Genomic DNA, 25,322 nt, shown 5'->3' with positions numbered 1-25,322 from the left:
AGCTTAGCTGTTTGCCGGCGGCGGGTGAAAGCACTGTGCTTGTATCGGGATATTAACTTCGACCAGATGTCGCAAAGCGCTCGTAGGGTGGCCAAGCGGATGCCGTCGAGGGCCAAGTCAGGTAGAATGCGCGCCCGATTTATGGAGACCAACATGACCCTGCTCAAATTCAGCGATGTGTCCCTCGCATTCGGCGCCATGCCGCTGCTGGACAAAGTGTCCTGGCAGATCGCTCGTGGTGAGCGGGTGTGCATCATCGGCCGCAACGGTACTGGCAAATCCAGCATGCTGCGCCTGGTCAAGGGCGAGCAGAAGGGCGACGACGGTGAAGTCTGGCGTGCCCCGGGCCTGAAGATCGGCGAGCTGCCGCAGGAACTGCCGGTGGCCGACGATCGCACGGTGTTCGATGTGGTGGCCGCAGGCCTGGATGGCGTCGGTGAGTTGCTGGCACAGTTCCATCACCTGAGCATGAATATCCAGAATGACGAAGACCTGGAAAAGCTCATGCACGTCCAGCACGAGCTGGAAGCCCGTGATGGCTGGCGCCTGCAGCAAGTGGTGGAAAGCACCCTCAGCCGCCTGCAGTTGCCGGCGGACAAGACCCTGGCCGAGCTGTCCGGTGGCTGGCGCCGCCGTGTGCTGCTGGCCCAGGCGCTGGTGTCCGAGCCCGACCTGCTGCTGCTCGACGAGCCTACCAACCACCTGGACATCGGTGCCATTGCCTGGCTCGAAGAGGCCCTGCGCAGCTTTAACGGCGCGGTCCTGTTCATCACCCACGACCGGTCCTTCCTGCAGAACCTGGCCACCCGCATCCTTGAACTGGACCGTGGCGGCCTGATCGACTGGAACGGTGACTACGCCAGCTTCCTGGTGCACAAGGAGGCCGCACTGGCCGCCGAAGAAACCGCCAACGCGCTGTTCGACAAGCGCCTGGCCCAGGAAGAAGTGTGGATCCGCCAAGGCATCAAGGCCCGCCGCACCCGTAACGAAGGCCGGGTGCGTGCGCTGAAAGCCTTGCGCGTGGAGCGTGGTGAGCGCCGCGAACGCCAGGGCAAGGCCAACATCCAGATCGAGTCGGCAGAAAAATCCGGCAAGCAAGTGATGGTGCTGGAAAACGTCAGCTTCCATCACGCCGGCGGGCCAATGCTGGTCAAGGACTTCTCCATGGTCCTGCAGCGCCAGGACCGTATCGGCCTGCTGGGCGCCAACGGCACCGGCAAGACCACCTTGCTCAAGCTGATGCTCGGCGGCCTGGAACCCACGTCGGGCAAGGTCGAGAGCGGCACCAAGCTGGAAGTCGCCTACTTCGACCAGATGCGCCACCAGCTCGAGCTGGAAAAGACCGTGATCGACAACCTGGCCGAAGGCCGTGACTTCATCGAGATCGACGGCCAGAACCGCCACGTGCTGAGCTACCTTGGAGACTTCCTGTTCAGCCCGCAGCGTGCCCGCACGCCGGTCAAGGCATTGTCGGGTGGCGAGCGTGCGCGCCTGTTGCTGGCCAAGCTGTTCAGCAAGCCGGCCAACCTGCTGGTGCTCGACGAACCGACCAACGACCTGGACGTTGAAACCCTCGAACTGCTCGAAGAAGTGCTGTCCAACTACAAGGGCACCGTGCTGATGGTCAGCCACGACCGGGCCTTCCTCGACAACGTCGTCACCAGTACCCTGGTGTTCGAAGGCGAGGGCAAGGTGCGTGAGTACGTCGGCGGCTACGAGGACTGGATTCGCCAGGGTGGCTCACCGAAGCTGCTGGGCGTGACCGAGAGCAAGGGCGGCAAGTCGGCGCTCAACAGCGCAGTGGTGGAGAAAGTCGAGGACAAGCCCGCGCCAGTTGCTGCGCCGGTGGCGGAAGAAGCTTCGAAGAAGAAGCTCAGCTACAAGCTGCAGCGTGAGCTGGAGATGCTGCCGGGGCAGATCGACCAGGTTGAGCAGCGCATGGCTGAGGCTCAGGAAGAAGTGAATGCGGCTGGCTTCTACCAGCGCCCGATTACTGAAACTTCCGCAGTGCTGGCCAAGATCGAGAAGCTCCAAGGTGAGCTGGATGCGCTGGTAGAGCGCTGGGCCGAGCTGGAAGGCTGATAGGCGTCAGCCTGGACTGGCCCTATCGCCGGCAAGCCAGCTCCCACAGGTACACCACAGGTTTCAAGCCTTGTGGTATCCCTGTGGGAGCTGGCTTGCCGGCGATAGGGCCGGGGCAGGTTAAGTCATTCCTTCTTCTGCAACCGCACCGCCAGTACATCGCACGGTGCACCGTGCAGCACGTCATTGGCCGTGGAACCCAGCAGCAACGCCAGGCCATGGCGGCCATGGCTGCCGACCACGATCAGGTCGCACTTCTGGTCCTTGGCCAGTTGGTGGATTTCCTGACGCGGCTGGCCGTAGGTCAGGTGTGAGTCGCCACGGTTGATCTCAGGATATTTGTTGAACAGGCGGTCCATGCGCTCCTTGGCCTGGTCGAACTGTTGCTGTTGCAACTGCGACAGGTCCATGGGCACGTCACCGCCGAATGCCATGGCCATCGGCTCGACGATGTGAACCAGGGACACCTTGGCGCCTGAGGGCTCGGCGAGCTTCATGGCACGCTTGATCACCGGGTCGCATTCTTCGGTCAGGTCGACGGCGACCAACAAATGTTCATATTGCATGAGCGGTACTCCTGGCAATCGCGATAGAAGAAGTATGGTCGCTTTCGGGCGGGTCTTCCGTGAAAAATGGCTAACCAGCTCATTTGCAACGCTTTATGGGAACTACTGATATGACGGTATTGCTGGTGGTGTCAATCCTTGCGCTGATTCTCAGCCCGCTTTCCTGGCTGCGCGGCTCGCGCAAGCAGAGCGAGCAGATGAAGCTGCGCCTGGAGGCCCGGCGAATGGGGCTGGGTATGCAGCTGGCGCCGCAGCAATGGCCGCACTGGCTCGAAAAGGAGCCGCCAAGCCCTTGCCCGCAGTACCATCGGGCACGGCGTCGGGGGCATGAAGACAGCTTCAGCTTCTGGCAGATCAGCCCGGGGGTGTGGTGGAACCAGTGGCGTGAGCCCTGCGAAGATCCACGCTTCATTGAGCCTCTGGCGCGCTTGCCGGCGAGCGTCTACAAGGTCGAAGCCGATGCGCGGATGATCGCCCTGTACTGGACTGAACGGGGTGATACGGCTGTGTTGCAGGATGTTGCCTACGTCCTCGAAACCCTGGCTTGAACCCCGGGGCTACCTCCTACAGGTACGGCGTAGGCGTTCAGGGCTTTAAACGACAAAGCGGCGGCTTGGCAGAACCCTGAAGGGGTGGGGTGCCAAGTCGCCGCTTTGCGTTCTGCTGCGCAGAAAAGGCCAGGCAGGCCGGGTATTCATTCAAGCAGGTGGCAGTGTAGCCGCCTTGGGTTGCCGCGCAAGTCGAAAGTCGCAGCGTTATTCAATCGGCCGTGGTCAATCGCTGACATGAATGGTCGGCGATCACTGTCATCATGTTTTGTACCCAGACGATACAAAGTGACCGGAAAGTCGCGTTTTCGCCATGCTCGTGAGCATTTGACAACGCCGATCTTTTCGGAGAATGTGTGCACACCCAAATCAAACGGGCGTATGAATTGAGCGTTTGTATGTCATGACGCCAAGCCATACTTCCGACTAGCGCGCTGACGGGTGTGCCTGGGGCAGGGCAGCTAGGCCTGCTTCTGCTGCAGCGATCGGCGTGTACAGTTCAGCTTCCATATCGTGGAGATCAGTTGATGATTTACGAAGGTAAAGCCATCACGGTTAAGGCTCTTGAAAGTGGCATCGTCGAGCTCAAGTTCGACCTCAAGGGTGAGTCCGTCAACAAGTTCAACCGCCTGACCCTGAACGAGCTTCGCCAGGCCGTCGATGCCATCAAGGCCGACGCCTCGGTCAAGGGCGTTATCGTCAGCAGTGGCAAGGACGTGTTCATCGTCGGCGCCGACATCACCGAGTTCGTCGACAACTTCAAGCTGCCCGAGGCCGAACTGGTCGCCGGCAACCTGGAAGCCAACCGCATCTTCAGCGCCTTCGAAGACCTCGAAGTGCCGACCGTTGCGGCCATCAACGGCATCGCCCTGGGCGGCGGCCTGGAGATGTGCCTGGCCGCCGACTACCGGGTCATGTCCACCAGCGCCAAGATCGGCCTGCCAGAAGTCAAGCTGGGCATCTACCCCGGCTTTGGCGGCACCGTACGCCTGCCGCGCCTGATCGGTTCGGACAACGCTGTCGAGTGGATCGCTTCCGGCAAGGAAAACCGTGCCGAAGACGCCCTGAAAGTGGGTGCCGTCGACGCCGTGGTCGCCCCTGAGTTGCTGCAGGCCGGTGCCCTGGACCTGATCAAGCGCGCCATCAGTGGCGAGCTGGACTACAAGGCCAAGCGCCAGCCCAAGCTGGAAAAGCTCAAGCTCAATGCCATCGAGCAGATGATGGCCTTCGAGACCGCCAAGGGCTTCGTTGCCGGCCAGGCCGGCCCGAACTACCCGGCCCCGGTCGAAGCCATCAAGACCATCCAGAAAGCCGCCAACTTCGGCCGCGACAAGGCCTTGGAAGTCGAAGCCGCAGGCTTTGCCAAGCTGGCCAAGACGTCGGTTGCCGAAAGCCTGATCGGTCTGTTCCTGAACGACCAGGAACTCAAGCGCAAGGCCAAGGCGCATGACGAGATCGCCCATGACGTGAAGCAGGCCGCCGTGCTCGGCGCCGGCATCATGGGTGGCGGCATCGCTTACCAGTCTGCGGTCAAAGGCACCCCGATCCTGATGAAGGATATCCGCGAGGAAGCCATTCAGCTGGGCCTGAACGAAGCCTCCAAGCTGCTCGGCAACCGCGTCGACAAGGGTCGCCTGACCCCGGCCAAGATGGCCGAGGCGCTCAACGCCATTCGCCCGACCCTGTCCTATGGCGATTTCGCCAATGTCGACATCGTCGTCGAAGCCGTGGTCGAGAACCCGAAAGTGAAGCAGGCCGTGCTGGCCGAGGTGGAAGGCCAGGTGAAAGAGGATGCGATCCTTGCGTCCAACACCTCGACCATCTCCATCAACCTGCTGGCAAAAGCGCTCAAGCGCCCGGAAAACTTCGTCGGCATGCACTTCTTCAACCCGGTGCACATGATGCCGCTGGTGGAAGTGATCCGTGGGGAGAAGTCCAGTGAAGTGGCGGTCGCCACCACCGTGGCCTACGCCAAGAAAATGGGCAAGAACCCGATCGTGGTCAACGATTGCCCGGGCTTTTTGGTCAACCGCGTGCTGTTCCCGTATTTTGGCGGCTTTGCCAAGCTGGTCAGTGCCGGTGTCGACTTCGTGCGCATCGACAAGGTCATGGAAAAATTCGGCTGGCCGATGGGCCCAGCCTACCTGATGGACGTGGTCGGCATCGACACCGGCCACCACGGGCGTGACGTGATGGCCGAAGGCTTCCCGGACCGCATGAAGGACGAGCGCCGCTCGGCCGTTGACGCGCTGTACGAGGCGAACCGCCTGGGCCAGAAGAACGGCAAGGGCTTCTATGCCTACGAAACCGACAAGCGCGGCAAGCCGAAGAAAGTCTTCGACGCCGCCGTGCTGGACGTGCTCAAGCCAATCGTGTTCGAACAGCGCGAAGTCACCGACGAAGACATCATCAACTGGATGATGGTCCCGCTGTGCCTGGAGACCGTGCGCTGCCTGGAAGACGGCATTGTCGAAACCGCCGCCGAAGCCGACATGGGCCTGGTGTATGGCATTGGTTTCCCTCCCTTCCGCGGTGGTGCGCTGCGTTACATCGACTCGATCGGTGTGGCCGAATTCGTCGCCCTGGCCGATCAGTACGCCGATCTGGGGCCGCTGTACCACCCGACTGCGAAGCTGCGTGAAATGGCCAAGAACGGCCAGCGCTTCTTCAACTGAGCGGTCAACGAGCTAGAGCGAGAGATTTGATATGAGCCTGAATCCAAGAGACGTGGTGATTGTCGACTTCGGTCGCACGCCAATGGGCCGCTCCAAGGGTGGCATGCACCGCAATACCCGCGCCGAGGACATGTCGGCGCACCTGATCAGCAAGCTGCTGGAGCGTAACGACAAGGTCGACCCGAAGGAAGTCGAGGACGTGATCTGGGGCTGCGTCAACCAGACCCTGGAGCAGGGGTGGAACATCGCCCGCATGGCGTCGCTGATGACCCCGATCCCGCACACTTCTGCAGCGCAGACCGTCAGCCGCCTGTGCGGCTCGTCGATGAGCGCACTGCACACCGCTGCCCAGGCGATCATGACCGGTAACGGCGATGTGTTCGTGATTGGCGGGGTGGAGCACATGGGCCACGTCAGCATGATGCACGGCGTCGACCCCAACCCGCACCTGTCCTTGCATGCTGCCAAGGCTTCCGGGATGATGGGCCTGACTGCGGAAATGCTCGGCAAGATGCACGGCATCACCCGTGAGCAGCAGGACCTGTTCGGCGTGCGTTCGCACCAGTTGGCCCACAAGGCCACGGTCGAAGGCAAGTTCAAGGACGAGATCATCCCGATGCAGGGCTATGACGAGAACGGCTTCCTGAAGGTGTTCGATTTCGACGAAACCATTCGCCCGGAAACCACCCTCGAAGGCCTGGCGTCGCTCAAGCCCGCGTTTAACCCGAAAGGCGGTACCGTCACTGCCGGTACCTCGTCGCAGATCACCGACGGCGCTTCGTGCATGATCGTCATGTCCGGCCAGCGTGCGATGGACCTGGGTATCCAGCCATTGGCGGTGATCCGTTCGATGGCGGTGGCCGGTGTCGATCCGGCGATCATGGGTTATGGCCCGGTGCCGTCGACCCAAAAAGCCCTCAAGCGCGCCGGGCTGACCATGGCCGACATCGACTTCATCGAGCTCAACGAAGCCTTTGCTGCACAGGCCTTGCCAGTGCTGAAAGACTTGAAAGTGCTCGACAAGATGGATGAGAAGGTTAACCTGCACGGCGGCGCCATTGCTTTGGGCCACCCGTTCGGTTGCTCCGGGGCACGTATTTCGGGCACCCTGCTCAACGTCATGAAGCAGAATGGCGGTACCCTGGGGGTGGCGACCATGTGCGTCGGCCTCGGTCAAGGTATCACCACTGTCTTTGAACGCGTCTGATCGCGTTGCGGGACAGCAACCGGGGCCTTGTGCCCCGGTTTTGTTTTTACAGGATTAATTAAAGAGGGTGGGCAACATGCAGATACAACCAGGCGTATACCGGCATTACAAAGGGCCTGAGTACCGTGTCTTCAGTGTTGCGCGGCATTCCGAGAACGAAGAGTGGATGGTGTTCTACCAATGCCTGTATGGTGATTACAGCTTCTGGGTGCGCCCCCTTTTGATGTTCCAGGAGTCTGTCGAGGTTGACGGCGAGCAGGTGCCACGCTTTGCTTTGGTCAAGGCCGAAGAAGGCCTGCCTGGGTTGCTGGGCAAGTCGCACGAGTGATCACCCGAGCTTGACCTCACACTTTTGCCACTATATATAGCGGTGCCGCGTTTGGTACCTGACGCGTTTTTCATTTTCAGATTCAGGAATACTCCGATCCATGGGCAAATCGCTGGTCATTGTGGAATCCCCGGCCAAGGCCAAGACCATCAACAAGTATTTGGGCAACCAGTACGTGGTGAAGTCGAGTATCGGCCATATCCGAGACCTCCCCACCAGCGGTTCGGCCAGCGCAAGCAAAGAGCCAGCCGCCAAGCGTGGCAAGGCCGCGGGTGAGGCTCCGGCGCTGTCGCCGAAAGAAAAGGCCCGCCGCCAGCTGGTGGCACGCATGGGCGTCGACCCGGATCACGGCTGGAAGGCCAAGTACGAGATCCTGCCTGGCAAGGAAAAGGTGATCGAAGAGCTGCGCCGCCTGGCCAAGGACGCCGACACCATCTATCTCGCAACCGACTTGGACCGCGAGGGGGAAGCCATTGCCTGGCACCTGCGCGAAGCCATCGGCGGTGACGACACCCGCTACAAGCGCGTGGTGTTCAACGAAATTACCAAGAAGGCCATCCAGGAGGCTTTCTCGCAGCCAGGCGAGCTGGACATCGACCGGGTCAATGCCCAGCAGGCGCGGCGGTTCCTCGACCGTGTGGTCGGTTACATGGTTTCGCCGCTGCTGTGGGCCAAGATTGCCCGCGGCCTGTCCGCTGGCCGTGTTCAGTCGGTCGCGGTGAAACTGGTGGTGGAGCGCGAGCGTGAAATCCGCGCATTCATCCCGGAAGAGTATTGGGAGATCCACGCCGACCTCGGTACCGCCAAGAACGCCAAGGTGCGTTTCGAGGTGGCGCGCGAGAAGGGCGAGGCCTTCAAGCCGCTGAACGAAGCGCAGGCCATGGCTGCGCTGGAGAAGCTCAAGGCTTCCAGCTACAGCGTGGTCAAGCGTGAAGACCGCCCGACCAGCAGCAAGCCATCGGCGCCGTTCATTACCTCCACCCTGCAGCAGGCGGCCAGTAACCGCCTGGGCTTCGGGGTGAAGAAGACCATGATGATGGCCCAGCGCTTGTATGAAGCCGGCTACATCACTTACATGCGTACAGACTCGACCAACCTGTCGGTCGACGCCCTGGACATGGCGCGCAACTATATCGAGCGCGAGTTCGGCAAACAGTACCTGCCGGATGCACCGCTGGTATACGGCAGCAAGGAAGGGGCCCAGGAGGCGCACGAAGCAATTCGTCCTTCCGATGTGAACACCCACCCGACCAAGCTCAGTGGCATGGAGCGCGACGCCGAGCGCCTGTACGAGCTGATCTGGCGCCAGTTCCTGGCCTGCCAGATGCCGCCGGCACAGTACCTGTCCACCAGCGTCACCGTGGCTGCTGGCGACTTCGAACTGCGTGCCAAGGGCCGTATCCTCAAGTTCGACGGTTATACCCGTGTGTTGCCGCAGCAGAGCAAGCCGGGCGAAGACGACGTGCTGCCAGAGATGGTCCAGGGCGAAGCGCTGAAGCTGATCCAGATCGACCCGAGCCAGCACTTCACCAAGCCACCGGCGCGCTTCACTGAAGCCAGCCTGGTCAAGGAAATGGAAAAGCGCGGTATTGGTCGCCCGTCGACTTACGCGGCGATCATCTCCACCATCCAGGACCGTGGCTATGTGACGTTGCACAACCGCCGTTTCTATTCCGAGAAAATGGGCGACATCGTCACCGAGCGCCTGTCGGAAAGCTTCTCCAACCTGATGGACTATGGTTTTACCGCCGACATGGAGGAGAACCTCGACGACGTGGCCCAGGGCGAACGTGACTGGAAGAACGTGCTCGACGAGTTCTACGGCGACTTCAGCAAGAAGCTGCAGACTGCCGAGTCCAGCGAAGGCGGGATGCGCGCCAACCAGCCGACCATGACCAACATTCCGTGCAAGGAATGTGGCCGGCCGATGATGATTCGCACCGCGTCCACAGGTGTGTTCCTGGGTTGCTCGGGTTACACCTTGCCGCCAAAAGAGCGCTGCAAGGCCACCGTCAACCTGGTGCCGGGTGACGAGATTGCCGCTGACGACGAGGGTGAATCGGAATCCCGCGTGCTGCTGGGCAAGCACCGTTGCCCGATCTGCGCCACGGCGATGGACGCCTACCTGCTGGATGAGAAGCACAAGCTGCACATTTGCGGTAACAACCCGGATTGCGTTGGCTACGAGATCGAAGAGGGCAGCTACCGCATCAAAGGTTACGAAGGGCCGAGCCTGGAGTGCGACAAGTGTGGCAGCGAGATGCAGTTGAAGACCGGCCGTTTTGGCAAGTTCTTCGGCTGCACCAATCCAACCTGCAAGAACACCCGCAAGCTGCTCAAGAGTGGCGAGGCGGCACCACCGAAGATGGACAAGGTGGACATGCCGGAACTCAAGTGCGAGAAGGTCGACGACACTTACGTGCTTCGTGACGGCGCTTCGGGGTTGTTCCTGGCCGCCAGCCAGTTCCCGAAAAACCGCGAAACCCGTGCGCCGCTGGTGATGGAAATCGTGCCGCACAAGCACGAAATCGATCCGAAGTACCACTTCCTGTGCGATGCGCCGCAGAAAGACCCGGATGGCCGCCCGACGGTAATCCGCTACAGCCGCAAGACCAAGGAGCAGTACGTGCAGTCCGAAGTCGATGGCAAGCCGACCGGCTGGAAGGCGTTCTACGACGGCAATGCGTGGAAGGTTGAAGACAAGCGCTGATCTTTCAGTGCTTTAATTGGGGCCGCTTCGCGCCCCTTCGCGGCACAAGGCCGCTCCTGCAAGGAATCGCGTTCTCTTGTAGGGGCGGCCTTGTGCTGCGGAGGGGCGCGAAGCGGCCCCAATCATTTATGATGCATGTATTCGCCTTGCAGCCTGATGGGAGGGCACAGAAATGGCCCAGGAAACCTACACCCGCACCAACCAGAAACTGTTCTTCGCCGGTCTCGCCCTCGAGTCCATGGCCAAGGCCGAACAAAGCCAGGCCATGAACGCCCAAGGCCTGGTTCAGGCTGAGCGCGAGTCGGCGCTGTTTCACCTGTATGGCGCGCTGCTGGGCCTATGCCATGAAATCGGAGTCTTCTACCGACTGCCGGTCGTCGCAGCGGTCGAGCAGGCGCTGGCCGACGATGCGCTCAATGGCATCGCCATACCGGAAGTGGCCGAGTTGCTGGAATTGGCCCGCCAGCGCGAAACCTGGCTGGCGCAGATGCTGAGTGCTTATGCCGATTTGTTCCGACCACCGGTCGCCAGGAAAGCGCCAAAAACCGACGTCACCCAGCCATTGATCCAGGCCGTCAATCTCGATGAGCCCGAGCATCCTGCGCTGTCGCGTGCCGAGCTGGAAAGCTGGCGCAACAACCTCAAGGGCCTGGTGAGACGTTTCCGCGATGCGTTGAGTGAGTGCTGATAGCCGTTACGGCTGGTACAATATTCGCCTTTCGCGGAGAACTGCCATTTATGTCTACGTCTTTTCTGGAAATTGTCGAGTTGCCTGATGGCCGCATCGAACTGCGTCGCGCCGAGGATGAGGGCTCCCTGGTAACCTTGGATTTCTCGGAAGACGCCAAGGCGTTCCTGCAGGGCCAGCATGTAGAAGTGGCCAAGGCCATGCTCAGCGTGGGTGTGCAGATGGCAGGTCGCCTCATGGATGGCGAGCTTGAGCGTGATGAAGGGCCGCGCGTGCTGCACTGAGGGTGCAGCAGGGCATCAGGTTTGTTCAAATGACAGGCAAAGCCTGAACATCAGCCGAGGCGGATGTTCAGGCTTTGTGCGTTTCCGACACTGGCAGCGCGCTGCAATTGCTGGCGTGCAGTGGCGTTGACGTTGCCCAGCCAGCTGACCACGGTGTGGCTGAGGCCCAGGCGCAGGGCTTCGCAGGCCAGTTGCAGCGGGGTTTGGTTACCGCGAGGTTGCAGCAGCAGGATGCGTTCACGGTTGAGCCCTGCATCGCGCAGCCAAGCCTGGGTCAGGCTCGACGGCGGGGCGATCAGGGTCAGCCAGCGGGCCTCGTCCTCTTCGCTCAGCTCGCGCAGTACCGGTGCCAGCAGGCTTTGGCAGTGCCCGGGGGCGCCGCGCAGCGACAATTCGCTGAACAGTTCGGGCTGGTTGCTCTTGCGCGCCAGTTCGCTGGCTTTCAGGCCCGGTAGTACGGGCTGGGCGAGGAATGCTTCGAACAGGGGCAACTGGGCTTGCTCGGGTGCGTGAATGAACTGCTGCATGACGCCTCCTGGATCAGCGGCGAATGACGCCGACGCTCAAGCCCTCAATCACCAGTTCCTGATCTTTCAGGTCAACTTCGATGGGGGCGAATTCGGGGTTTTCGGCAAGCAGCCAGACCTTGCTGCCTTCACGCTTGAAGCGCTTGACGGTCACTTCGTCACCGATGCGGGCCACGACGATCTGGCCGTTGCGGGCTTCGCGGCAGGTGTGAACGGCCAGGAGGTCGCCGTCGAAGATGCCGACGTCCTTCATGCTCATGCCGTGGACGCGCAGCAAATAGTCGGCCTGGGGGTGGAAGAAGGCAGGGTTGATATTGCAGGATTGCTCAATGTGCTGTTCGGCAAGAATTGGCGCACCGGCAGCAACCCTGCCGATGATCGGCAAGCCGCTTTCTTCTGCCTTGGTATCCAGGCCTGGGATGCGGATGCCGCGGGAGGCGCCCGGGGTCATCTCGATCGCGCCCTTGCGGGCGAGGGCCTTGAGGTGCTCCTCGGCAGCGTTGGGTGATTTGAAGCCCAGCTCCTGAGCGATCTCGGCGCGAGTCGGCGGGAAGCCGTTGTCTTCCAGGCAGCGCTTGATGAACGCGAGAATTTCGGCTTGGCGTGGCGTCAGTTTCAACATGGTGAGCGCTCTGTCTTTTTGTACAGTGACTGGGATTATATACAGTACTGGATGCGCTGCAAGCCAAATGGCGCAATAAACCTCAGCGGTGGCGCTTGCAGCCCGCAGCCAGGCTGCTTTTAAATGGCGACCGCCCGGTCACCGAGCCTTGACAGAAGCAGGCCTGAAACGTATGTTTCAAACACCTGTTTGTCTGGCGGAGCACGCGGAGTAGTCATGGCCCAATCGGAAACCGTTGAACGCATTCTCGATGCTGCCGAGCAGCTGTTCGCGGAAAGGGGGTTCGCCGAGACCTCGTTGCGGCTGATCACCAGCAAGGCCGGGGTCAACCTGGCGGCGGTCAACTATCACTTCGGCTCCAAGAAGGCACTTATCCAGGCCGTGTTCTCGCGCTTCCTCGGGCCGTTCTGCGCCAGCCTCGAGCGCGAACTGGAGCGGCGCCAGGCCAAGCCGGAGCACAAGCCCAGCCTCGAAGAACTGCTGGAAATGCTGGTGGAGCAGGCGTTGGCCGTGCAGCCTCGCAGCAATAACGACCTGTCGATCTTCATGCGCCTGCTGGGCCTGGCCTTCAGCCAGAGCCAGGGCCACCTGCGGCGTTACCTGGAAGACATGTACGGCAAAGTGTTCCGCCGCTACATGCTGCTGGTCAACGAGGCCGCGCCTCGTATTCCGCCACTGGAACTGTTCTGGCGCGTGCACTTCATGCTGGGTGCCGCCGCCTTCAGCATGTCCGGTATCAAGGCCCTGCGGGCAATTGCCGAGACCGACTTTGGCATCAACACCTCGATCGAGCAGGTGATGCGCCTGATGGTACCGTTCCTGGCCGCAGGCATGCGTGCGGACAGCGGCGTCACCGACGAGGCCATGGCCACGGCGCAGCTGCGACCACGCAGCAAGACTACCGCGATCACCGCCAAGGCCTGAAGGCTGGGCGGGGCAGGGCGCTTCGGCTAAGCTAGCGCCCATGCCCGATCTCGACCTGCTGCACATTTCCCTCGCCGACCAATGCCTGTATGGCTTTGCCCGTGACCAGCTGCGCGTGCGCCTGTCGGTTTCCACGGCGCGCAACGGTGCCGGCGAGCGCAATGGCTCGGGCTGCACGCCGCGTGGCTTGCACCAGGTGCGGGCGAAGATCGGCGCGGGCCTGCCGCTTGATGCGGTGCTGGTCGGGCGGCGCTGGACGGGTGAGGTGTGGTCGCCGGCGTTGCACGCGCAATACCCCGGGCGCGACTGGATCCTGACTCGCATCCTTTGGCTAAGCGGCTGCGAACCTGGCGTCAATCGCCTGGGCGCGGTCGACACCTTCCGGCGCTTTATCTACCTGCACGGCACTCCGGATACGGAACCCATGGGCGTAGCGCTGTCCCATGGCTGCATACGCCTGCGCAACACTGACTTGCTTGGCCTGTTCGACCGTATCGGGTTGCATTGCCCGGTGCAGGTCGCAGAGGCCGCATGCCCTGATTGGGCTTCTCTCGTTCTGCAATGAAGGATTACCTATGACCGTCAGCCTGCAAGGCTCCCTGATGGTGGATATCGCCGGTAAATGGCTGACCGCCGAAGACCGTCACTTGCTGCGCCAACCCGAAGTGGCCGGCCTGATCATCTTTGCCCGCAACATCGACAGCCCGCGTCAGGTGCGTGAGCTGTGCGCGTCGATCCGTGCCATCCGCCCCGACCTGATTCTGGCGGTGGACCAGGAAGGTGGTCGCGTGCAGCGTCTGCGTCAGGGTTTCGTGCGCCTGCCGGCCATGCGTGCGCTGGCCGACAATGACAACGCCGAATACCTGGCGGAGCAGTGCGGTTGGCTGATGGCGACCGAGGTGCTGGCGGTTGGCCTGGACCTCAGCTTTGCCCCGGTGCTCGACCTGGACCACCAGCGTAGCGCCGTGGTCGGCAGCCGTGCCTTCGAGGGTGACCCGCTGCGTGCCACGCAACTGGCCGGGGCGTTCATTCGCGGTATGAATGCGGCGGGCATGGCTGCCTGTGGCAAACACTTCCCGGGGCATGGCTGGGCCGAGGCTGACTCGCATGTGGCCATTCCCACCGATGAGCGCAGCCTTGAACAATTGCGCCAGGTCGACCTGGTGCCATTCTCGCGCCTGAGCGGGCAATTGGCGGCGGTGATGCCGGCGCATGTCATCTACCCGCAGGTCGACAACCAGCCAGCCGGTTTCTCCCGGCGTTGGCTGCAGGACATCCTGCGCGGCGAGCTGGGCTTTGACGGGGTGATCTTCAGTGATGACCTGTCGATGGCCGGTGCGCATGTGGTGGGTGATGCGGCCAGCCGTATCGAGGCGGCATTGAGCGCCGGCTGTGACATGGGCCTGGTGTGCAATGACCGGGCGGCAGCAGAGCTGGCCCTGAGTGCGGCGCAGCGCATGAAGGTCAAGCCATCGCCGCGCATTGCGCGGATGCGCGGGCAAGGGTTTGCGCGCACCGACTATCGCCAACAGCCGCGCTGGCTGGAGGCGTTGGGGGCGTTGAAGGAAGCTCAGCTGGTCGATTGACTGCGTCGGCCTCTTCGCGGGCATGCCCGCTCCCACAGGTACGATGCCGGTTTGAGGTCGGTGTTGTGCCTGTGCTGGCCTCTTCGCGGGTGAACCCGCTCCCACAGGTACTGCGTAGCCCTCGGCAGCGGTGCGGTCCTTGTGGGAGCGGGTTTACCCGCGAAGAGGCCAGTACAGGCAGTACAACATGCTGAATTACCGCCCGCGTTTGCCTGGCAATGGCGCAAACAGTGCCTCGATTTCTTCATCGCCCATGCGCCATTGCCCAGCCTGCCCGCCATCCAGCAAGCTGGCTGCCAGCGCCGCTTTTTCCTGCTGCAGCAACTGGATCTTCTCTTCAACCGTACCCCGGGTAATCAGCTTGAACACGAACACCGGCTTGTCCTGGCCAATGCGGTAGGCGCGGTCGGTGGCCTGGTTTTCGCTGGCCGGGTTCCACCAGGGGTCGAAGTGGATCACCGTGTCCGCGGCCGTCAGGTTCAAGCCCACGCCACCGGCCTTGAGGCTGATCAGGAACACTTCGCTGTCACCCTGCTGGAACTGCTGCACAGGCGTGCGACGGTCCCGTGTATCACCGGTCAGCAGGCTGTAGCGGATACTGCGTTTCTCCAGCTCCTGCTGGATCAGCGCCAGCATCGAGGTGAACTGCGAGAACAGCAGCACCCGGCGCCCTTCGCTTAACAGCTCGTCGAGCATTTCCAGCAGTGCGCCTAGCTTGCCCTTGTCAGCCTGGTTGCCTTTGCTTTCCACGCCCTTGACCAGCCGCAGGTCGCAGCACACCTGGCGCAGTTTGAGCAGCGCGTCGAGGATGACGATCTGGCTGCGTGCCGCGCCATTGCGGGCGATTTCGTCGCGGACTTTCTTGTCCATGGCCACCCGCACCGCCTCGTAGGTATCGCGCTGGGCGTCGCTGAGCTCGACCCAGTGCACCATCTCGGTCTTGGCCGGCAACTCGGTGGCCACCTGCTCCTTGGTGCGGCGCAGCAGGAACGGGCGGATGCGCGTGACCAGATGGCCCAGCCGCTCAGCGTCGCCATGGCGTTCGATCGGGGTGCGGTAGTCCTGGTTGAAGCGTTTGACATCGCCCAGCCAGCCGGGCATCAGGAAGTGGAAGATCGACCACAGCTCGCCCAGGTTGTTTTCCATCGGCGTGCCGGTCAGGCACAGGCGCTGGCCGGCCTGTAGCTCGCAGACGGCGAGGGCGGCCTTGCTGGTGCTGCTCTTGATGTTCTGTGCCTCGTCCAGCACCAGCACGTGCCAGGCCTGGGCGCGCAGGTGTTCGAGGTCGCGTGGCACCAGGGCATAGGTGGTCAGGACCAGGTCGTATTCATGCAGCTTGGCAAAATGCTTGCTGCGACCCGGCCCATGCAGTGCCAGCACGCGCAGGTCGGGGGCAAAGCGCTGGGCTTCGTCCAGCCAGTTGGGTATCAGGCTGGTGGGCATGACCGCCAGGGCTGGTGCCTCCAGGCGCCCGGCCTCTTTCTCCAGCAGCAGGTGTGCCAGGGCCTGCAGGGTCTTGCCCAGGCCCATGTCGTCACCGAGGATGCCCCCGGTGCCCATCTCTTGCAGTGCCTGCAGCCAGTTCAGGCCCTGCTGTTGATAGGGGCGCAAGCTGGCCTGCAGCCCGGCGGGTGGGGCCACTTTCAGGTCGCGGGCATCACGCAGGCGGCGGCCCAGATCGCGCACGTGCTGGCCACCTTCCCAGTGCAGGGGCAGGCCTTCGATGTCGTTCAGGCGCGCGGCGTCGGCGCGTTCCATGCGCAGCGCCGGGCCCGCAGTGTCTTCGTGCAGGTACAGCTCGCCCAAGGTGCCCATCACGGCCTTGATGCGGCCGTAGGGCAGGGCGACGCGCAACGCCGGTGCATCCAGGCGGCCGCGGTTCAGGTCGATCAGCAGGTGTTCATCGTCACTGCGCCGGGCCAGTTCGTTGGGGCGCAGCAGCTCCGGGCTGCTGCGCAGCAGTTGCAGCACGATTGGCAGCAAGCTGTGACGCTGGCCGTCGACCACGATGCCCAGTTCCAGATCGAACCATTCATGGCCGGGCGCTTCGTCGATGGTGGCGTACCAGTCGTCCACCTCCTGCAGGTTGAAGGCGAAGTCACGGTGGACGTCTATGTTCCAACCGGCTTGGCGCAGGCGTGGCAGGCCCTCACGGGCGAAGCGCAGCCAGGCTTCGTCGTCGGGCAGTTGGAACATTTCGCCGGCACTGTCGGGCAGGGCCTTGCTCTGGCGAGTGGCGGGTTTGAAGCCCAGGTCACGTAACGCCTTGCGCAGGGCCAGCTCGGCTTGCGGCTGTCGGCGAATTCGCTGGCTGGTGCTGCCCGCCAGTCGGGTCAGCGGCTTCTCGTCGGTGCCGCTGACCTGCAAACCGTCATAGTCGAATGCCAATGCGGCGCGATGTTGCATTTGCCGTTGCATGCGACCGGTTTTCGGCATGTATGCGGTGTATTCAAGGCTGCCGAGCGAAAGAAGGGGCTTGGGCTGGATGTGATCGAGCAACTGCTCCTGCACTGGCGTCGGCGTCGGCACCTTGTGGCTGAGGGCATTGAGCTTGTGGCTGAGGGGTACGACCAGGTGCTCGGGTACATCGGGGGCAATAGTCAGCTGCACGGCGACATGCGGATCCAGGCCGTGCTCGACCTTGCCCACTTCACTGGTCAGCAGATCGAAGTAATAAAGTGGCAGCAGCGGGATGACGCAGTGCAGCATTTCCTCGCCGCTGTACCACAGTCCCCGGTAGTTTCCGTTGTCCAGGCGTACCCAGCGAAACTCGGCACGGCGCACCGGGCCTTGATGAAGCGGTGGGAAGCCGACATCGTAAAACATGCGCCCGGTTTCGAGTGCGCGCTGGAACAACTCGCCACCTTCCTGGCCCTTCAGTTTATAGCCGCGGTCCTGGCCGCCGCCCTGATTCAGGGCCGAGAGCAGGCGGAGAATGCGGGTGTCTTCTTCCGTCACGAAGCGCGGTGGCTCGTAGAGAAAGTCGTAAAGTGACTGGACGCGGCTGAAGCGTATGCCGTCCTCGGTTCGCGTGCCCTTGCGCACCAGCAGGGCGCAGCCGGCATCATCGGTGAGATCGAGCTGGTAGCACACCATGCGCCCGCGTTTGTCTTCGGTTGCGTTGGGCTTGGGCGGGGCCTGTTCCAGGCCGCTCAACCAGTGCTGCAGTTCGGCGGACAACGTTCCCGGGTCGGCTTGCGTGGCCTCATGATTGGACCAAGGGTCGCTTATGCAGAACAGTGCAGCGGCGCAATGCTTGCAGTTTTGCCCTACAGGGCAATCGCATTCACCGTGCACATGGCAACGGCCGCCGGCTACGTGCAACTCGATGCTTTGCCGATAGTGGTTGTCGCCACTCCCTTGGCAATTGGCCGTGATGGTCGGCCCATAGAAGCCTTCCAGTTCGACCCTGCCTTCCTCGGCATAGCGCTCACCGCGTTGCAGGGCAGCTTTGCTGAACGATTGGGTCCAGTTCGGATAAGCGTTCACCATCTCGGCGGCATCTTGCTTCATCGGCTTACTGCTCCATCATCTCCGGGTCCATCACCGGCATTTTCGGCGTGCCCGGTGGCGTGACTTTCAGCAGCACCGCCAGGTGCCCGCCGTCGAGGAAGGTCAGCTGGCCGCCCTTGACGTTGCTGTTGCTCTGCTTGAACTGCTCGCTTTGCAGGACGTTGCCGTTGCCGTCCAGCTGATTGACCCAGAAGTTGGCCTCGACCGCGATGAAGCGGCCTTCGGCGATGCTCAGGTTGCCTTCGATGGGGAAGTGGCCGAACTGTTCGGTGCCTTCGCCCAGGGCGATGCGGCCAGGCTCGCTGCCGACCTGCTGCTGCCAGGCCTTGTGCATCAATACGGTGTAGTCGGCAGTGGCTTCCAGGCGGGTGGCTTCGTCTTCCAACGCCAGGCGGCGCTCGGCGTCCTTCGCCAGGCGCGGGGCACCGGCGCTCCAGTCTTCAGGGGCAAACGGGCTGGTGAAGGCAGGCACGCTGTTCTGCCGCACCAGAATCATTTCTACCTGATACAGGCCTTCGGCGAAGGCGGCTGGCGCGAACAGCGCCAGCAGCAGGGTCAGGCAACGGATGGCACGCATGGATCTTCCTTAGGCAGGCTGTGGTGTCAGGCGCTCGAACAGCGCCTCCAGGGTATTGAAGCGTTCGTCGGGGCGTTCCATCGGGACCAGGAAGCGGAACTGGGTGGCACCTTCGAACTTGTAGCGTTTGGGCTGGCCCTGGATCAGCTTGATCAGGGTCAGCGGGTCGACCGGGGTTTCGGCTTCGAACTCGAGCTTGCCGCCATTGGGGCCTGCATCGACTTTCTTGATGCCGAGCTTTTCTGCGTGCAGCTTGAGCGAAGTCAGGCGCATCAGGTTCTTGGTCGGCTCTGGCAGCAGGCCGAAGCGGTCGATCATTTCCACTTGCAGGTCCTTGAGGCCTTCTTCGTCAGCGGCCGAGGCAATGCGCTTGTACAGGATCAGCCGCGCATGCACGTCGGGCAGGTAGCTCTCGGGGATCAGCGCCGGCAGGCGCAGGTTGATCTCCGGGCCACCGCCCAGCGGCTGCTCCAGATTTGGCTGGGTACCCTTGCGGATCGCCTTGACCGCGCGCTCGAGCATTTCCATGTACAGGGTGAAGCCCACCGCCTGGATCTGCCCGCTCTGACCTTCGCCCAGCAGCTCGCCCGCACCGCGGATTTCCAGGTCGTTGGTGGCCAGCACGAAACCGGCACCCAGGTCCTGGGTGTTGGCGATGGCCTCCAGGCGCTTTTCAGCGTCGGCGCTGACTTTTTGCCGGGTAGGCGTCAGCAGGTAGGCGTAGGCCTGGTGGTGGCTACGGCCGACCCGGCCACGCAGCTGGTGCAGCTGCGCCAGGCCAAATTTGTCGGCGCGCTCGATGACGATGGTGTTGGCGCTGGGCACGTCGATGCCGGTTTCGATGATGGTCGACGCCACCAGCACGTTGAAGCGCTTGTGGTAGAAATCGCTCATCACCTGTTCCAGCTCGCGCTCGCGCATTTGCCCGTGGCCGATGCCGATACGTGCCTCGGGCACCAGTTCGGCAAGGTCGGCGGCGCATTTTTCGATGGTTTTCACATCGTTGTGCAGGTAGTACACCTGGCCACCGCGCAGCAGCTCACGCAGCAGCGCCTCCTTCACGGTGCTGTTGTTGTGCTCCATGACGAAGGTGCGCACCGACAAGCGGCGCGCCGGCGGCGTGGCGATGATCGACAGGTCGCGCATACCGGCCACTGCCATGTTCAGCGTGCGAGGGATCGGCGTGGCGGTCAGGGTGAGGATGTCGACCTCGCTGCGCAGGGCCTTTAGCTGCTCCTTCTGGCGCACGCCAAAGCGGTGCTCTTCGTCGATGATGGCCAGGCCCAGGTCCTTGAAACGCACATCGTCCTGCAGCAGCTTGTGGGTGCCGATGAGGATGTCGATCTTGCCTTCGGCCAGGTCGGCGGCGGCGGCGGCCACCTCTTTGGCCGACTTGAAGCGGCTCATCACTTCCACGGTCACCGGCCAGTCGGCAAAACGGTCGCGAAAGCTGTTGTAGTGTTGCTGGGCGAGCAGGGTAGTGGGCACCAGCACCGCTACCTGGCGACCACTGTGCACGGCGATGAACGCTGCGCGCATGGCCACTTCGGTCTTGCCGAAGCCGACGTCGCCGCACACCAGGCGGTCCATTGGCTTGGGCGCGAGCATGTCGGCCCGCACGGCCTCGATGGCGGTTTGCTGGTCCGGGGTTTCTTCGAACGGGAAGCCGGCGCTGAAGGTGGCGTAGTCGGCGGACGGGTCGGCAAACGCATAACCCTTGCGCGCGGCGCGGCGGGCATAGATGTCGAGCAGTTCGGCGGCCACGTCGCGCACCTGTTCGGCGGCCTTGCGCTTGGCTTTCTGCCAGGCCTCGGAGCCCAGCCGGTGCAATGGTGCCAGGGCATCGTCGCTGCCGGTGTAGCGGGCGATCAGGTGCAGGTTGGCCACCGGTACGTACAGCTTGGCGTTCTCGGCGTATTCCAGGGTGAGGAACTCGGCAGCCTGGCCGTCGATCTCCAGGGTGGCCAGGCCCAGGTAGCGGCCCACGCCATGGTCGATGTGCACCACTGGCGCGCCTTCGCGCAGCTCGGTGAGGTTCTTGATGACCGCGTCGTTGGCGGTTTCGCCGCGCTTGTCGCGGCGGCGGCGCTGCATCACTCGCTGGCCGAACAACGGGCTTTCCGCGACCAGGGCCAGGCCTGGGTCGTCCAGCACCAGGCCGTCGTCCAGCGGGGCGATGGTGATCGCCAGGCGCTCGCTGCCAGTGATGAAGTCGGCCCAGCCGTCGACGGTGTGCGGGCGCAGTTTCAGCCGTTCCAGCAACTCCAGCAGCACTTCGCGGCGGCCGGCCGACTCGGCGGTGAACAGCACGCGGCCGGGGAACTGGTCGAGGAAGCTGGCCAGTTCGGCCAGCGGCTGATTGGCCTTGGCCTCGATGGCCAGGTTGGGCAGGGCGCGGGCCGGGAAGCGCTCGCGACCCACGCCCGGTTCGATGTCCTCGCTGCTGACCACCACCCGCGGCCATTGCTTGAGCCGGGCGAAGCAGTCTTCCACCGGCATGAACAGCTCGGCGGGCGGCAGCAGCGGGCGGCTGAGGTCGCCGCGGCGGTCTTCATAACGCCCGCGCACGTCGTTCCAGAAGTGTTCGGCGGCCTGTTCCACACCGGGCAGCGAAAACACCTGGGTATCGGCTGGCAGGTAGTCGAACAGGGTGGAGGTTTCTTCGAAGAACAGCGGCAGGTAGTACTCGATGCCGGCAGGGATGATACCGCTGGCCAGGTCCTGGAAGATTGCGCTGCGGCGGAAGTCGACGTCGAAGCGTTCACGGAAGCGTGCCTTGAAGCGGGTCACTTCCTCTTTCTGCATGGGAAATTCGCGTGCCGGCAGCAGGCGCACCGAATCCACCTTGTCGATCGAGCGCTGGGTCTCGGGGTCGAAGGTGCGCAGTGTCTCGATCTCGTCGTCGAACAGGTCGATGCGGTAGGGCAGCTTGCTGCCCATCGGGAACAGGTCGATCAGCGCGCCGCGCACGGCGAACTCGCCATGTTCATAGACGGTGTCGACGCAACGATAGCCACTGGCCTCCAGGCGCGTGCGCATCTGCTCCACGTCGATGGTCTGGCCCACGTCCAGCACCAGGCTGCTGCCCAGCAGGAAGCGCGTGGGCGCCAGGCGGTGCAGGGCGGTGGTGACCGGCACCACCAGGATGCCGTGGCTCAGCTCCGGCAGGCGGTACAGGCTGGCGATGCGCTGGGAAATGATGTCCTGGTGTGGCGAGAACAGGTCGTAGGGCAGGGTTTCCCAGTCGGGGAACGGCAGCACTGGCAGGTCGGGGGCGAAGAAGCGCAGCTCCTGCTCCAGACGGTCGGCGGCCTGGCTGTCGGCGGTCAGCAGCAGGGTGAAGCGGCCAGCGTTGCTGGCAGCCTCGGCGATGGCAAGGCTGAGGGCGGCACCGGGCAGGTTACCCCAGGTTTGTTTGCCGGCCGTGGCCGACATGTGCGGTAGGCGCAGAACTGACACGGGAGATTGCACTCCAAGCGTTGCGGCAAAGACACCGATTGTACCGGTGAGCGTGCCGGCTGTCAGGCTCGAAAGGGCGTGAACGCTGGCTTGCATCGCTACGACAGGCGCTCATTGCCGGTTCCGCGTCGGGGCGTCATAATGTAGCCCCTTTTTTCTGTCCCTACATGTGGAAGGTTCCCGTGACTCAGAAGCCCGACCAGTGTCTTGGTGAGTGGATTGATCGTGAAGCTCTGGCTGAAGCGATGATCCCGCTTATCGGTCAGCTCTACCGCAACAACAACGTGGTGAGCTCGATTTATGGCCGTAGCCTGATCAACCGTTCGGTTATCTCGATCCTCAAGGCGCACCGCTTTGCGCGTCATCGTCAAACCGACGAAACCGAACTGTCCGTCCACGAGACATTCCCCCTGCTCAAGGCCATGAGCGAGCTGAAACTGGGCGCCGCTTCGGTCGACCTGGGCAAGCTGGCCAACAAGTTCAAGCAGGAAGGCAATGGCCGCACTGCCGAGCAGTTCGTCCGTGAAGAGCTGGCCGACGTGGTTGGCCAGCAGAACGCTTCGGCGCGCAAAGGCACCGACGTTGTCCTGTACGGCTTCGGCCGCATCGGCCGCCTGCTGGCGCGCATCCTGATCGAGAAGACCGGTGGCGGCGACGGCCTGCGCCTGCGTGCCATCGTCGTGCGCAAAGGCGCCGAGAACGACCTGGTCAAGCGTGCCAGCCTGCTGCGTCGTGACTCGGTGCACGGCCCGTTCGATGGCACCATCACCATCGACGAAGCCAACAACACCATCACCGCCAACGGCAACCTGATCCAGGTTATCTACGCCAAGAGCCCGAGCGAAGTCGACTACACCCAGTACGGCATCGACAACGCGCTGATCGTCGACAACACCGGCGTATGGCGTGATGCCGACGGCCTGGGCCAGCACCTGGCCTGCCCGGGCGCTGCCCGCGTGATCCTCACCGCACCTGGCAAGGGCGCGCTGAAGAACATCGTGCACGGCATCAACCACGGTGACATCACTGCTGATGACAAGATCATCTCGGCGGCCTCCTGCACCACCAACGCCATCGTGCCGGTGCTGAAGGCGGTCAACGACAAGTACGGCATCATCAACGGCCACGTCGAAACCGTTCACTCGTTCACCAACGACCAGAACCTGATCGACAACTTCCACAAGGGCAGCCGCCGTGGTCGTGCCGCGCCGCTGAACATGGTCATCACCGAAACCGGCGCCGCCACTGCTGCTGCCAAGGCGCTGCCAGTGCTGAAGGGCAAGCTGACCGGCAACGCCATTCGTGTGCCGACGCCAAACGTATCGATGGCCATCCTGAACCTGAACCTGGAAAAGGCCACCAACCGCGACGAGATCAACGAGTACCTGCGCCAGACGGCCATGCACTCGGAGCTGCACAAGCAGATCGACTACGTCAGCTCGCAGGAAGTGGTTTCGACCGACTTCGTTGGCTCGCGCCACGCCGGTGTGGTTGATGCTGAAGCCACCATCGCCAACGACAACCGCGTTGTCCTGTACGTCTGGTACGACAACGAATTCGGTTACAGCTGCCAGGTGGTTCGCGTGATGGAAGACATGGCCGGTGTGAACCCGCCAGCGTTTCCACGCTGATTCGCTTGTAAGGCAATGAAAAAACGGGAACCTTCGGGTTCCCGTTTTTTTTGCCTGATGAACTGATCGGGCATCTACTGTGTCTGTACTGGCCTCATCGCCGGCAAGCCAGCTCCCACAGGTACTGCACAGTCGTCAGACTCGGCTCAGAACTTGTGGGAGCTGGCTTGCCGGCGATGAGGCCAGTGCAGGCAACCGAGAGCCCGAACCTTGCGCATAGCCTTACTGTTCATCCTCCTGCTGCTTACCGCCTGCGACCAGGGCCCCACCCTGGAGCGCCTGGGTGGCCCGACCATGGGTAGCAGCTACAGCATCCAATACGTCCGCGAGCCCGGTGGCCCGGCGCCGGCCCAGGTGCAGGCGGCGGTCGAAACCATCCTTGGCGACATCGACCGGCACTATTCCACCTACCGCAGCGACTCAACCGTCAGCCGTTTCAACCAGCTGCCCGCCAACCAGTGCCTGGCCCTGCCGCCCGACATGCTCGAGCTGGTTGCCCTCGGCCAGCACCTGGCCGAGCAAAGTGATGGCGCCTTTGACCTCACCGTCGAGCCCTTGCTCGACCTCTGGGGCTTCGGCCCCCAGGCCCGCCACGAGCAGGTTCCCGACCCGCAAGCACTGGCCCAGGTTCGTCAGCGTGTGGGTCATCGGCACTTGCATATCGAAGGCCAGGCCCTGTGCAAGGACGCCCCGGTGCAGCTCGACTTCAACAGCATCGCCGCCGGCCATGCCGTGGACTTGATCGCTGCGCGCCTGCTTGCCATGGGTGTCGCCAGTTTTGTCGCCGAGGCCACTGGCGAGCTCAAGGCGGTTGGCCGCAAACCCGACGGCAGCCCCTGGCGGATCGCCCTGGAATTGCCCCGCGAAGACCGTCAGATCGCCCGGCAGATCATTGCGGTCAATGGCCTTTCGGTCTCAACCTCGGGTGACTATCGGCACTATTTCGAGGAGAATGGCCGGCGCTATTCGCACACCTTCGATGCCCGTCTCGGGCGCCCTGTGCAGCACGACCTGGCCGCAGCCACCGTGCTGGATGTCTCGGCGTTGCAGGCCGACGGCTACTCGACACTGCTGCTGATCCTTGGCCCTGAGCGTGGCTGGGATTATGCCGTGGCGCATGGCCTGGCCGCGGTATTGGTGACTCGGGCCGAGGGTGGCTTCGTCTCTCGAGCTACGCCCGCATTCGAACGGGCAGTGAAAGGCGATTGAAAGCGCAGGCAGGGATGATTGCCGCCAGGGAATGGGTGAACCATATGTAGTGCGGGCAAAATTGGCCTACGACGCGACCAAGGGTTAATGTGCGCGGCGTTCACGCTTGATTAGACTGCACCCGAATTTTCTCATGACGCCCCGGCGGCATGATCGCGCCCCGCGAGCGACCGTGGCTTGCGGGCA

19 protein-coding genes are annotated in these 25,322 nt (G+C 62.8%); 13 read left to right on the top strand and 6 right to left on the bottom strand.

Translation table 11 applies throughout. The annotated features are described in order from the left end of the window. Positions 1 to 153: 153 nt before the first annotated feature. Positions 154 to 2,082, top strand: coding sequence for an ATP-binding cassette domain-containing protein (locus WF331_RS17575; RefSeq protein ID WP_016500749.1), 1,929 nt, complete (start codon positions 154 to 156; stop codon positions 2,080 to 2,082). A gap of 125 nt (positions 2,083 to 2,207) precedes the next feature. On the opposite strand, the gene WF331_RS17570 is transcribed toward WF331_RS17575, so the two are convergent. Continuing rightward, positions 2,208 to 2,648: a universal stress protein gene (locus tag WF331_RS17570; RefSeq protein WP_016500748.1), complete on the bottom strand. Its 441-nt coding sequence runs from the start codon at positions 2,646 to 2,648 to the stop codon at positions 2,208 to 2,210. Between the two features lie 110 nt (positions 2,649 to 2,758). Here WF331_RS17570 and WF331_RS17565 point away from each other — a divergent pair, with 110 nt between their 5' ends. From WF331_RS17565 to WF331_RS17535, 7 genes are all read left to right on the top strand, one after another. After that, positions 2,759 to 3,196: a hypothetical protein gene (locus WF331_RS17565; RefSeq protein ID WP_016500747.1), complete on the top strand. Its 438-nt coding sequence runs from the start codon at positions 2,759 to 2,761 to the stop codon at positions 3,194 to 3,196. A 527-nt stretch (positions 3,197 to 3,723) separates the two neighbouring features. Next, positions 3,724 to 5,871 carry a fatty acid oxidation complex subunit alpha FadB gene (fadB, locus tag WF331_RS17560; RefSeq protein ID WP_016500746.1) on the top strand — a complete coding sequence of 716 codons (2,148 nt, stop codon included), beginning with the start codon at positions 3,724 to 3,726 and terminating at the stop codon, positions 5,869 to 5,871. 31 nt (positions 5,872 to 5,902) lie between these two features. After that, the gene (gene fadA, locus WF331_RS17555; RefSeq protein ID WP_016500745.1) at positions 5,903 to 7,078 is read left to right on the top strand and encodes an acetyl-CoA C-acyltransferase FadA; all 1,176 of its coding nucleotides are present in this window, start codon (positions 5,903 to 5,905) and stop codon (positions 7,076 to 7,078) included. A gap of 76 nt (positions 7,079 to 7,154) precedes the next feature. After that, positions 7,155 to 7,406: a DUF1653 domain-containing protein gene (locus WF331_RS17550; RefSeq protein ID WP_016485639.1), complete on the top strand. Its 252-nt coding sequence runs from the start codon at positions 7,155 to 7,157 to the stop codon at positions 7,404 to 7,406. 100 nt (positions 7,407 to 7,506) lie between these two features. Next, the gene (gene topA, locus WF331_RS17545; RefSeq protein WP_016500743.1) at positions 7,507 to 10,116 is read left to right on the top strand and encodes a type I DNA topoisomerase; all 2,610 of its coding nucleotides are present in this window, start codon (positions 7,507 to 7,509) and stop codon (positions 10,114 to 10,116) included. 172 nt (positions 10,117 to 10,288) lie between these two features. Next, the gene (locus WF331_RS17540) at positions 10,289 to 10,804 is read left to right on the top strand and encodes a DUF6586 family protein (protein WP_340623159.1); all 516 of its coding nucleotides are present in this window, start codon (positions 10,289 to 10,291) and stop codon (positions 10,802 to 10,804) included. A gap of 50 nt (positions 10,805 to 10,854) precedes the next feature. Beyond that, positions 10,855 to 11,088 carry a hypothetical protein gene (locus WF331_RS17535; protein WP_004376430.1) on the top strand — a complete coding sequence of 78 codons (234 nt, stop codon included), beginning with the start codon at positions 10,855 to 10,857 and terminating at the stop codon, positions 11,086 to 11,088. 50 nt (positions 11,089 to 11,138) lie between these two features. Here the strand turns inward: WF331_RS17535 and sulA are convergent, their stop codons facing one another. Both sulA and lexA read right to left on the bottom strand, forming a co-directional pair. Beyond that, positions 11,139 to 11,615 carry an SOS-induced cell division inhibitor SulA gene (sulA, locus tag WF331_RS17530; RefSeq protein WP_016500741.1) on the bottom strand — a complete coding sequence of 159 codons (477 nt, stop codon included), beginning with the start codon at positions 11,613 to 11,615 and terminating at the stop codon, positions 11,139 to 11,141. A 13-nt stretch (positions 11,616 to 11,628) separates the two neighbouring features. Next, on the bottom strand, positions 11,629 to 12,237 hold the full coding sequence (gene lexA, locus WF331_RS17525) for a transcriptional repressor LexA (protein ID WP_016500740.1): 609 nt from the start codon (positions 12,235 to 12,237) through the stop codon (positions 11,629 to 11,631). A 216-nt stretch (positions 12,238 to 12,453) separates the two neighbouring features. Between lexA and WF331_RS17520 the strand changes: the two genes are divergently transcribed. The 3 genes from WF331_RS17520 to nagZ are packed head-to-tail and all read left to right on the top strand — an operon-like array spanning position 12,454 to position 14,747. Next, a complete protein-coding gene (locus WF331_RS17520; protein ID WP_016500739.1) occupies positions 12,454 to 13,161 on the top strand; it encodes a TetR/AcrR family transcriptional regulator in 708 nt (235 codons plus the stop codon). Positions 13,162 to 13,201: 40 nt separating this feature from the next. Continuing rightward, complete coding sequence (locus WF331_RS17515) at positions 13,202 to 13,726, top strand: L,D-transpeptidase (protein ID WP_340623158.1); 525 nt, start codon at positions 13,202 to 13,204, stop codon at positions 13,724 to 13,726. 22 nt (positions 13,727 to 13,748) lie between these two features. Further along, positions 13,749 to 14,747: a beta-N-acetylhexosaminidase gene (gene nagZ, locus WF331_RS17510; protein ID WP_172439606.1), complete on the top strand. Its 999-nt coding sequence runs from the start codon at positions 13,749 to 13,751 to the stop codon at positions 14,745 to 14,747. 195 nt (positions 14,748 to 14,942) lie between these two features. Here the strand turns inward: nagZ and WF331_RS17505 are convergent, their stop codons facing one another. From WF331_RS17505 to mfd, 3 genes are read right to left on the bottom strand one after another with little or no spacing between them, the layout of a single operon-like run. Continuing rightward, entirely contained in the window at positions 14,943 to 18,260 is a 3,318-nt protein-coding gene (locus WF331_RS17505) for a DEAD/DEAH box helicase (RefSeq protein ID WP_340623157.1), read from the bottom strand. Positions 18,261 to 18,264: 4 nt separating this feature from the next. After that, positions 18,265 to 18,837: a CsiV family protein gene (locus tag WF331_RS17500; RefSeq protein ID WP_049277282.1), complete on the bottom strand. Its 573-nt coding sequence runs from the start codon at positions 18,835 to 18,837 to the stop codon at positions 18,265 to 18,267. Between the two features lie 9 nt (positions 18,838 to 18,846). Then, positions 18,847 to 22,296: a transcription-repair coupling factor gene (mfd, locus tag WF331_RS17495; RefSeq protein ID WP_059395413.1), complete on the bottom strand. Its 3,450-nt coding sequence runs from the start codon at positions 22,294 to 22,296 to the stop codon at positions 18,847 to 18,849. A gap of 167 nt (positions 22,297 to 22,463) precedes the next feature. Here mfd and WF331_RS17490 point away from each other — a divergent pair, with 167 nt between their 5' ends. Both WF331_RS17490 and WF331_RS17485 read left to right on the top strand, forming a co-directional pair. Continuing rightward, positions 22,464 to 23,927 carry a glyceraldehyde-3-phosphate dehydrogenase gene (locus WF331_RS17490; protein ID WP_049273479.1) on the top strand — a complete coding sequence of 488 codons (1,464 nt, stop codon included), beginning with the start codon at positions 22,464 to 22,466 and terminating at the stop codon, positions 23,925 to 23,927. A gap of 210 nt (positions 23,928 to 24,137) precedes the next feature. Further along, on the top strand, positions 24,138 to 25,136 hold the full coding sequence (locus WF331_RS17485; protein ID WP_340623156.1) for an FAD:protein FMN transferase: 999 nt from the start codon (positions 24,138 to 24,140) through the stop codon (positions 25,134 to 25,136). Positions 25,137 to 25,322: the final 186 nt, after the last annotated feature.

It is taken from the genome of Pseudomonas sp. YNh (assembly GCF_037993085.1).
Classification (GTDB): domain Bacteria; phylum Pseudomonadota; class Gammaproteobacteria; order Pseudomonadales; family Pseudomonadaceae; genus Aquipseudomonas; species Aquipseudomonas putida.
The sequence above is the reverse complement of the archived record's forward strand: the minus strand, read 5'-3'. Positions and strand labels throughout refer to the sequence as shown.

Coding starts and splice junctions, on each gene's coding strand:
- WF331_RS17550 (WP_016485639.1), top strand. CDS start 7,155: ATGCAGATACAACCAGGCGTATACCGGCATTACAAAGGGCCTGAGTAC.
- WF331_RS17570 (WP_016500748.1), bottom strand. CDS start 2,648: ATGCAATATGAACATTTGTTGGTCGCCGTCGACCTGACCGAAGAATGC.
- fadB (WP_016500746.1), top strand. CDS start 3,724: ATGATTTACGAAGGTAAAGCCATCACGGTTAAGGCTCTTGAAAGTGGC.
- WF331_RS17535 (WP_004376430.1), top strand. CDS start 10,855: ATGTCTACGTCTTTTCTGGAAATTGTCGAGTTGCCTGATGGCCGCATC.
- WF331_RS17540 (WP_340623159.1), top strand. CDS start 10,289: ATGGCCCAGGAAACCTACACCCGCACCAACCAGAAACTGTTCTTCGCC.
- lexA (WP_016500740.1), bottom strand. CDS start 12,237: ATGTTGAAACTGACGCCACGCCAAGCCGAAATTCTCGCGTTCATCAAG.
- WF331_RS17565 (WP_016500747.1), top strand. CDS start 2,759: ATGACGGTATTGCTGGTGGTGTCAATCCTTGCGCTGATTCTCAGCCCG.
- topA (WP_016500743.1), top strand. CDS start 7,507: ATGGGCAAATCGCTGGTCATTGTGGAATCCCCGGCCAAGGCCAAGACC.
- WF331_RS17490 (WP_049273479.1), top strand. CDS start 22,464: ATGTGGAAGGTTCCCGTGACTCAGAAGCCCGACCAGTGTCTTGGTGAG.
- WF331_RS17520 (WP_016500739.1), top strand. CDS start 12,454: ATGGCCCAATCGGAAACCGTTGAACGCATTCTCGATGCTGCCGAGCAG.
- sulA (WP_016500741.1), bottom strand. CDS start 11,615: ATGCAGCAGTTCATTCACGCACCCGAGCAAGCCCAGTTGCCCCTGTTC.
- WF331_RS17515 (WP_340623158.1), top strand. CDS start 13,202: ATGCCCGATCTCGACCTGCTGCACATTTCCCTCGCCGACCAATGCCTG.
- WF331_RS17500 (WP_049277282.1), bottom strand. CDS start 18,837: ATGCGTGCCATCCGTTGCCTGACCCTGCTGCTGGCGCTGTTCGCGCCA.
- fadA (WP_016500745.1), top strand. CDS start 5,903: ATGAGCCTGAATCCAAGAGACGTGGTGATTGTCGACTTCGGTCGCACG.
- WF331_RS17505 (WP_340623157.1), bottom strand. CDS start 18,260: ATGAAGCAAGATGCCGCCGAGATGGTGAACGCTTATCCGAACTGGACC.
- WF331_RS17575 (WP_016500749.1), top strand. CDS start 154: ATGACCCTGCTCAAATTCAGCGATGTGTCCCTCGCATTCGGCGCCATG.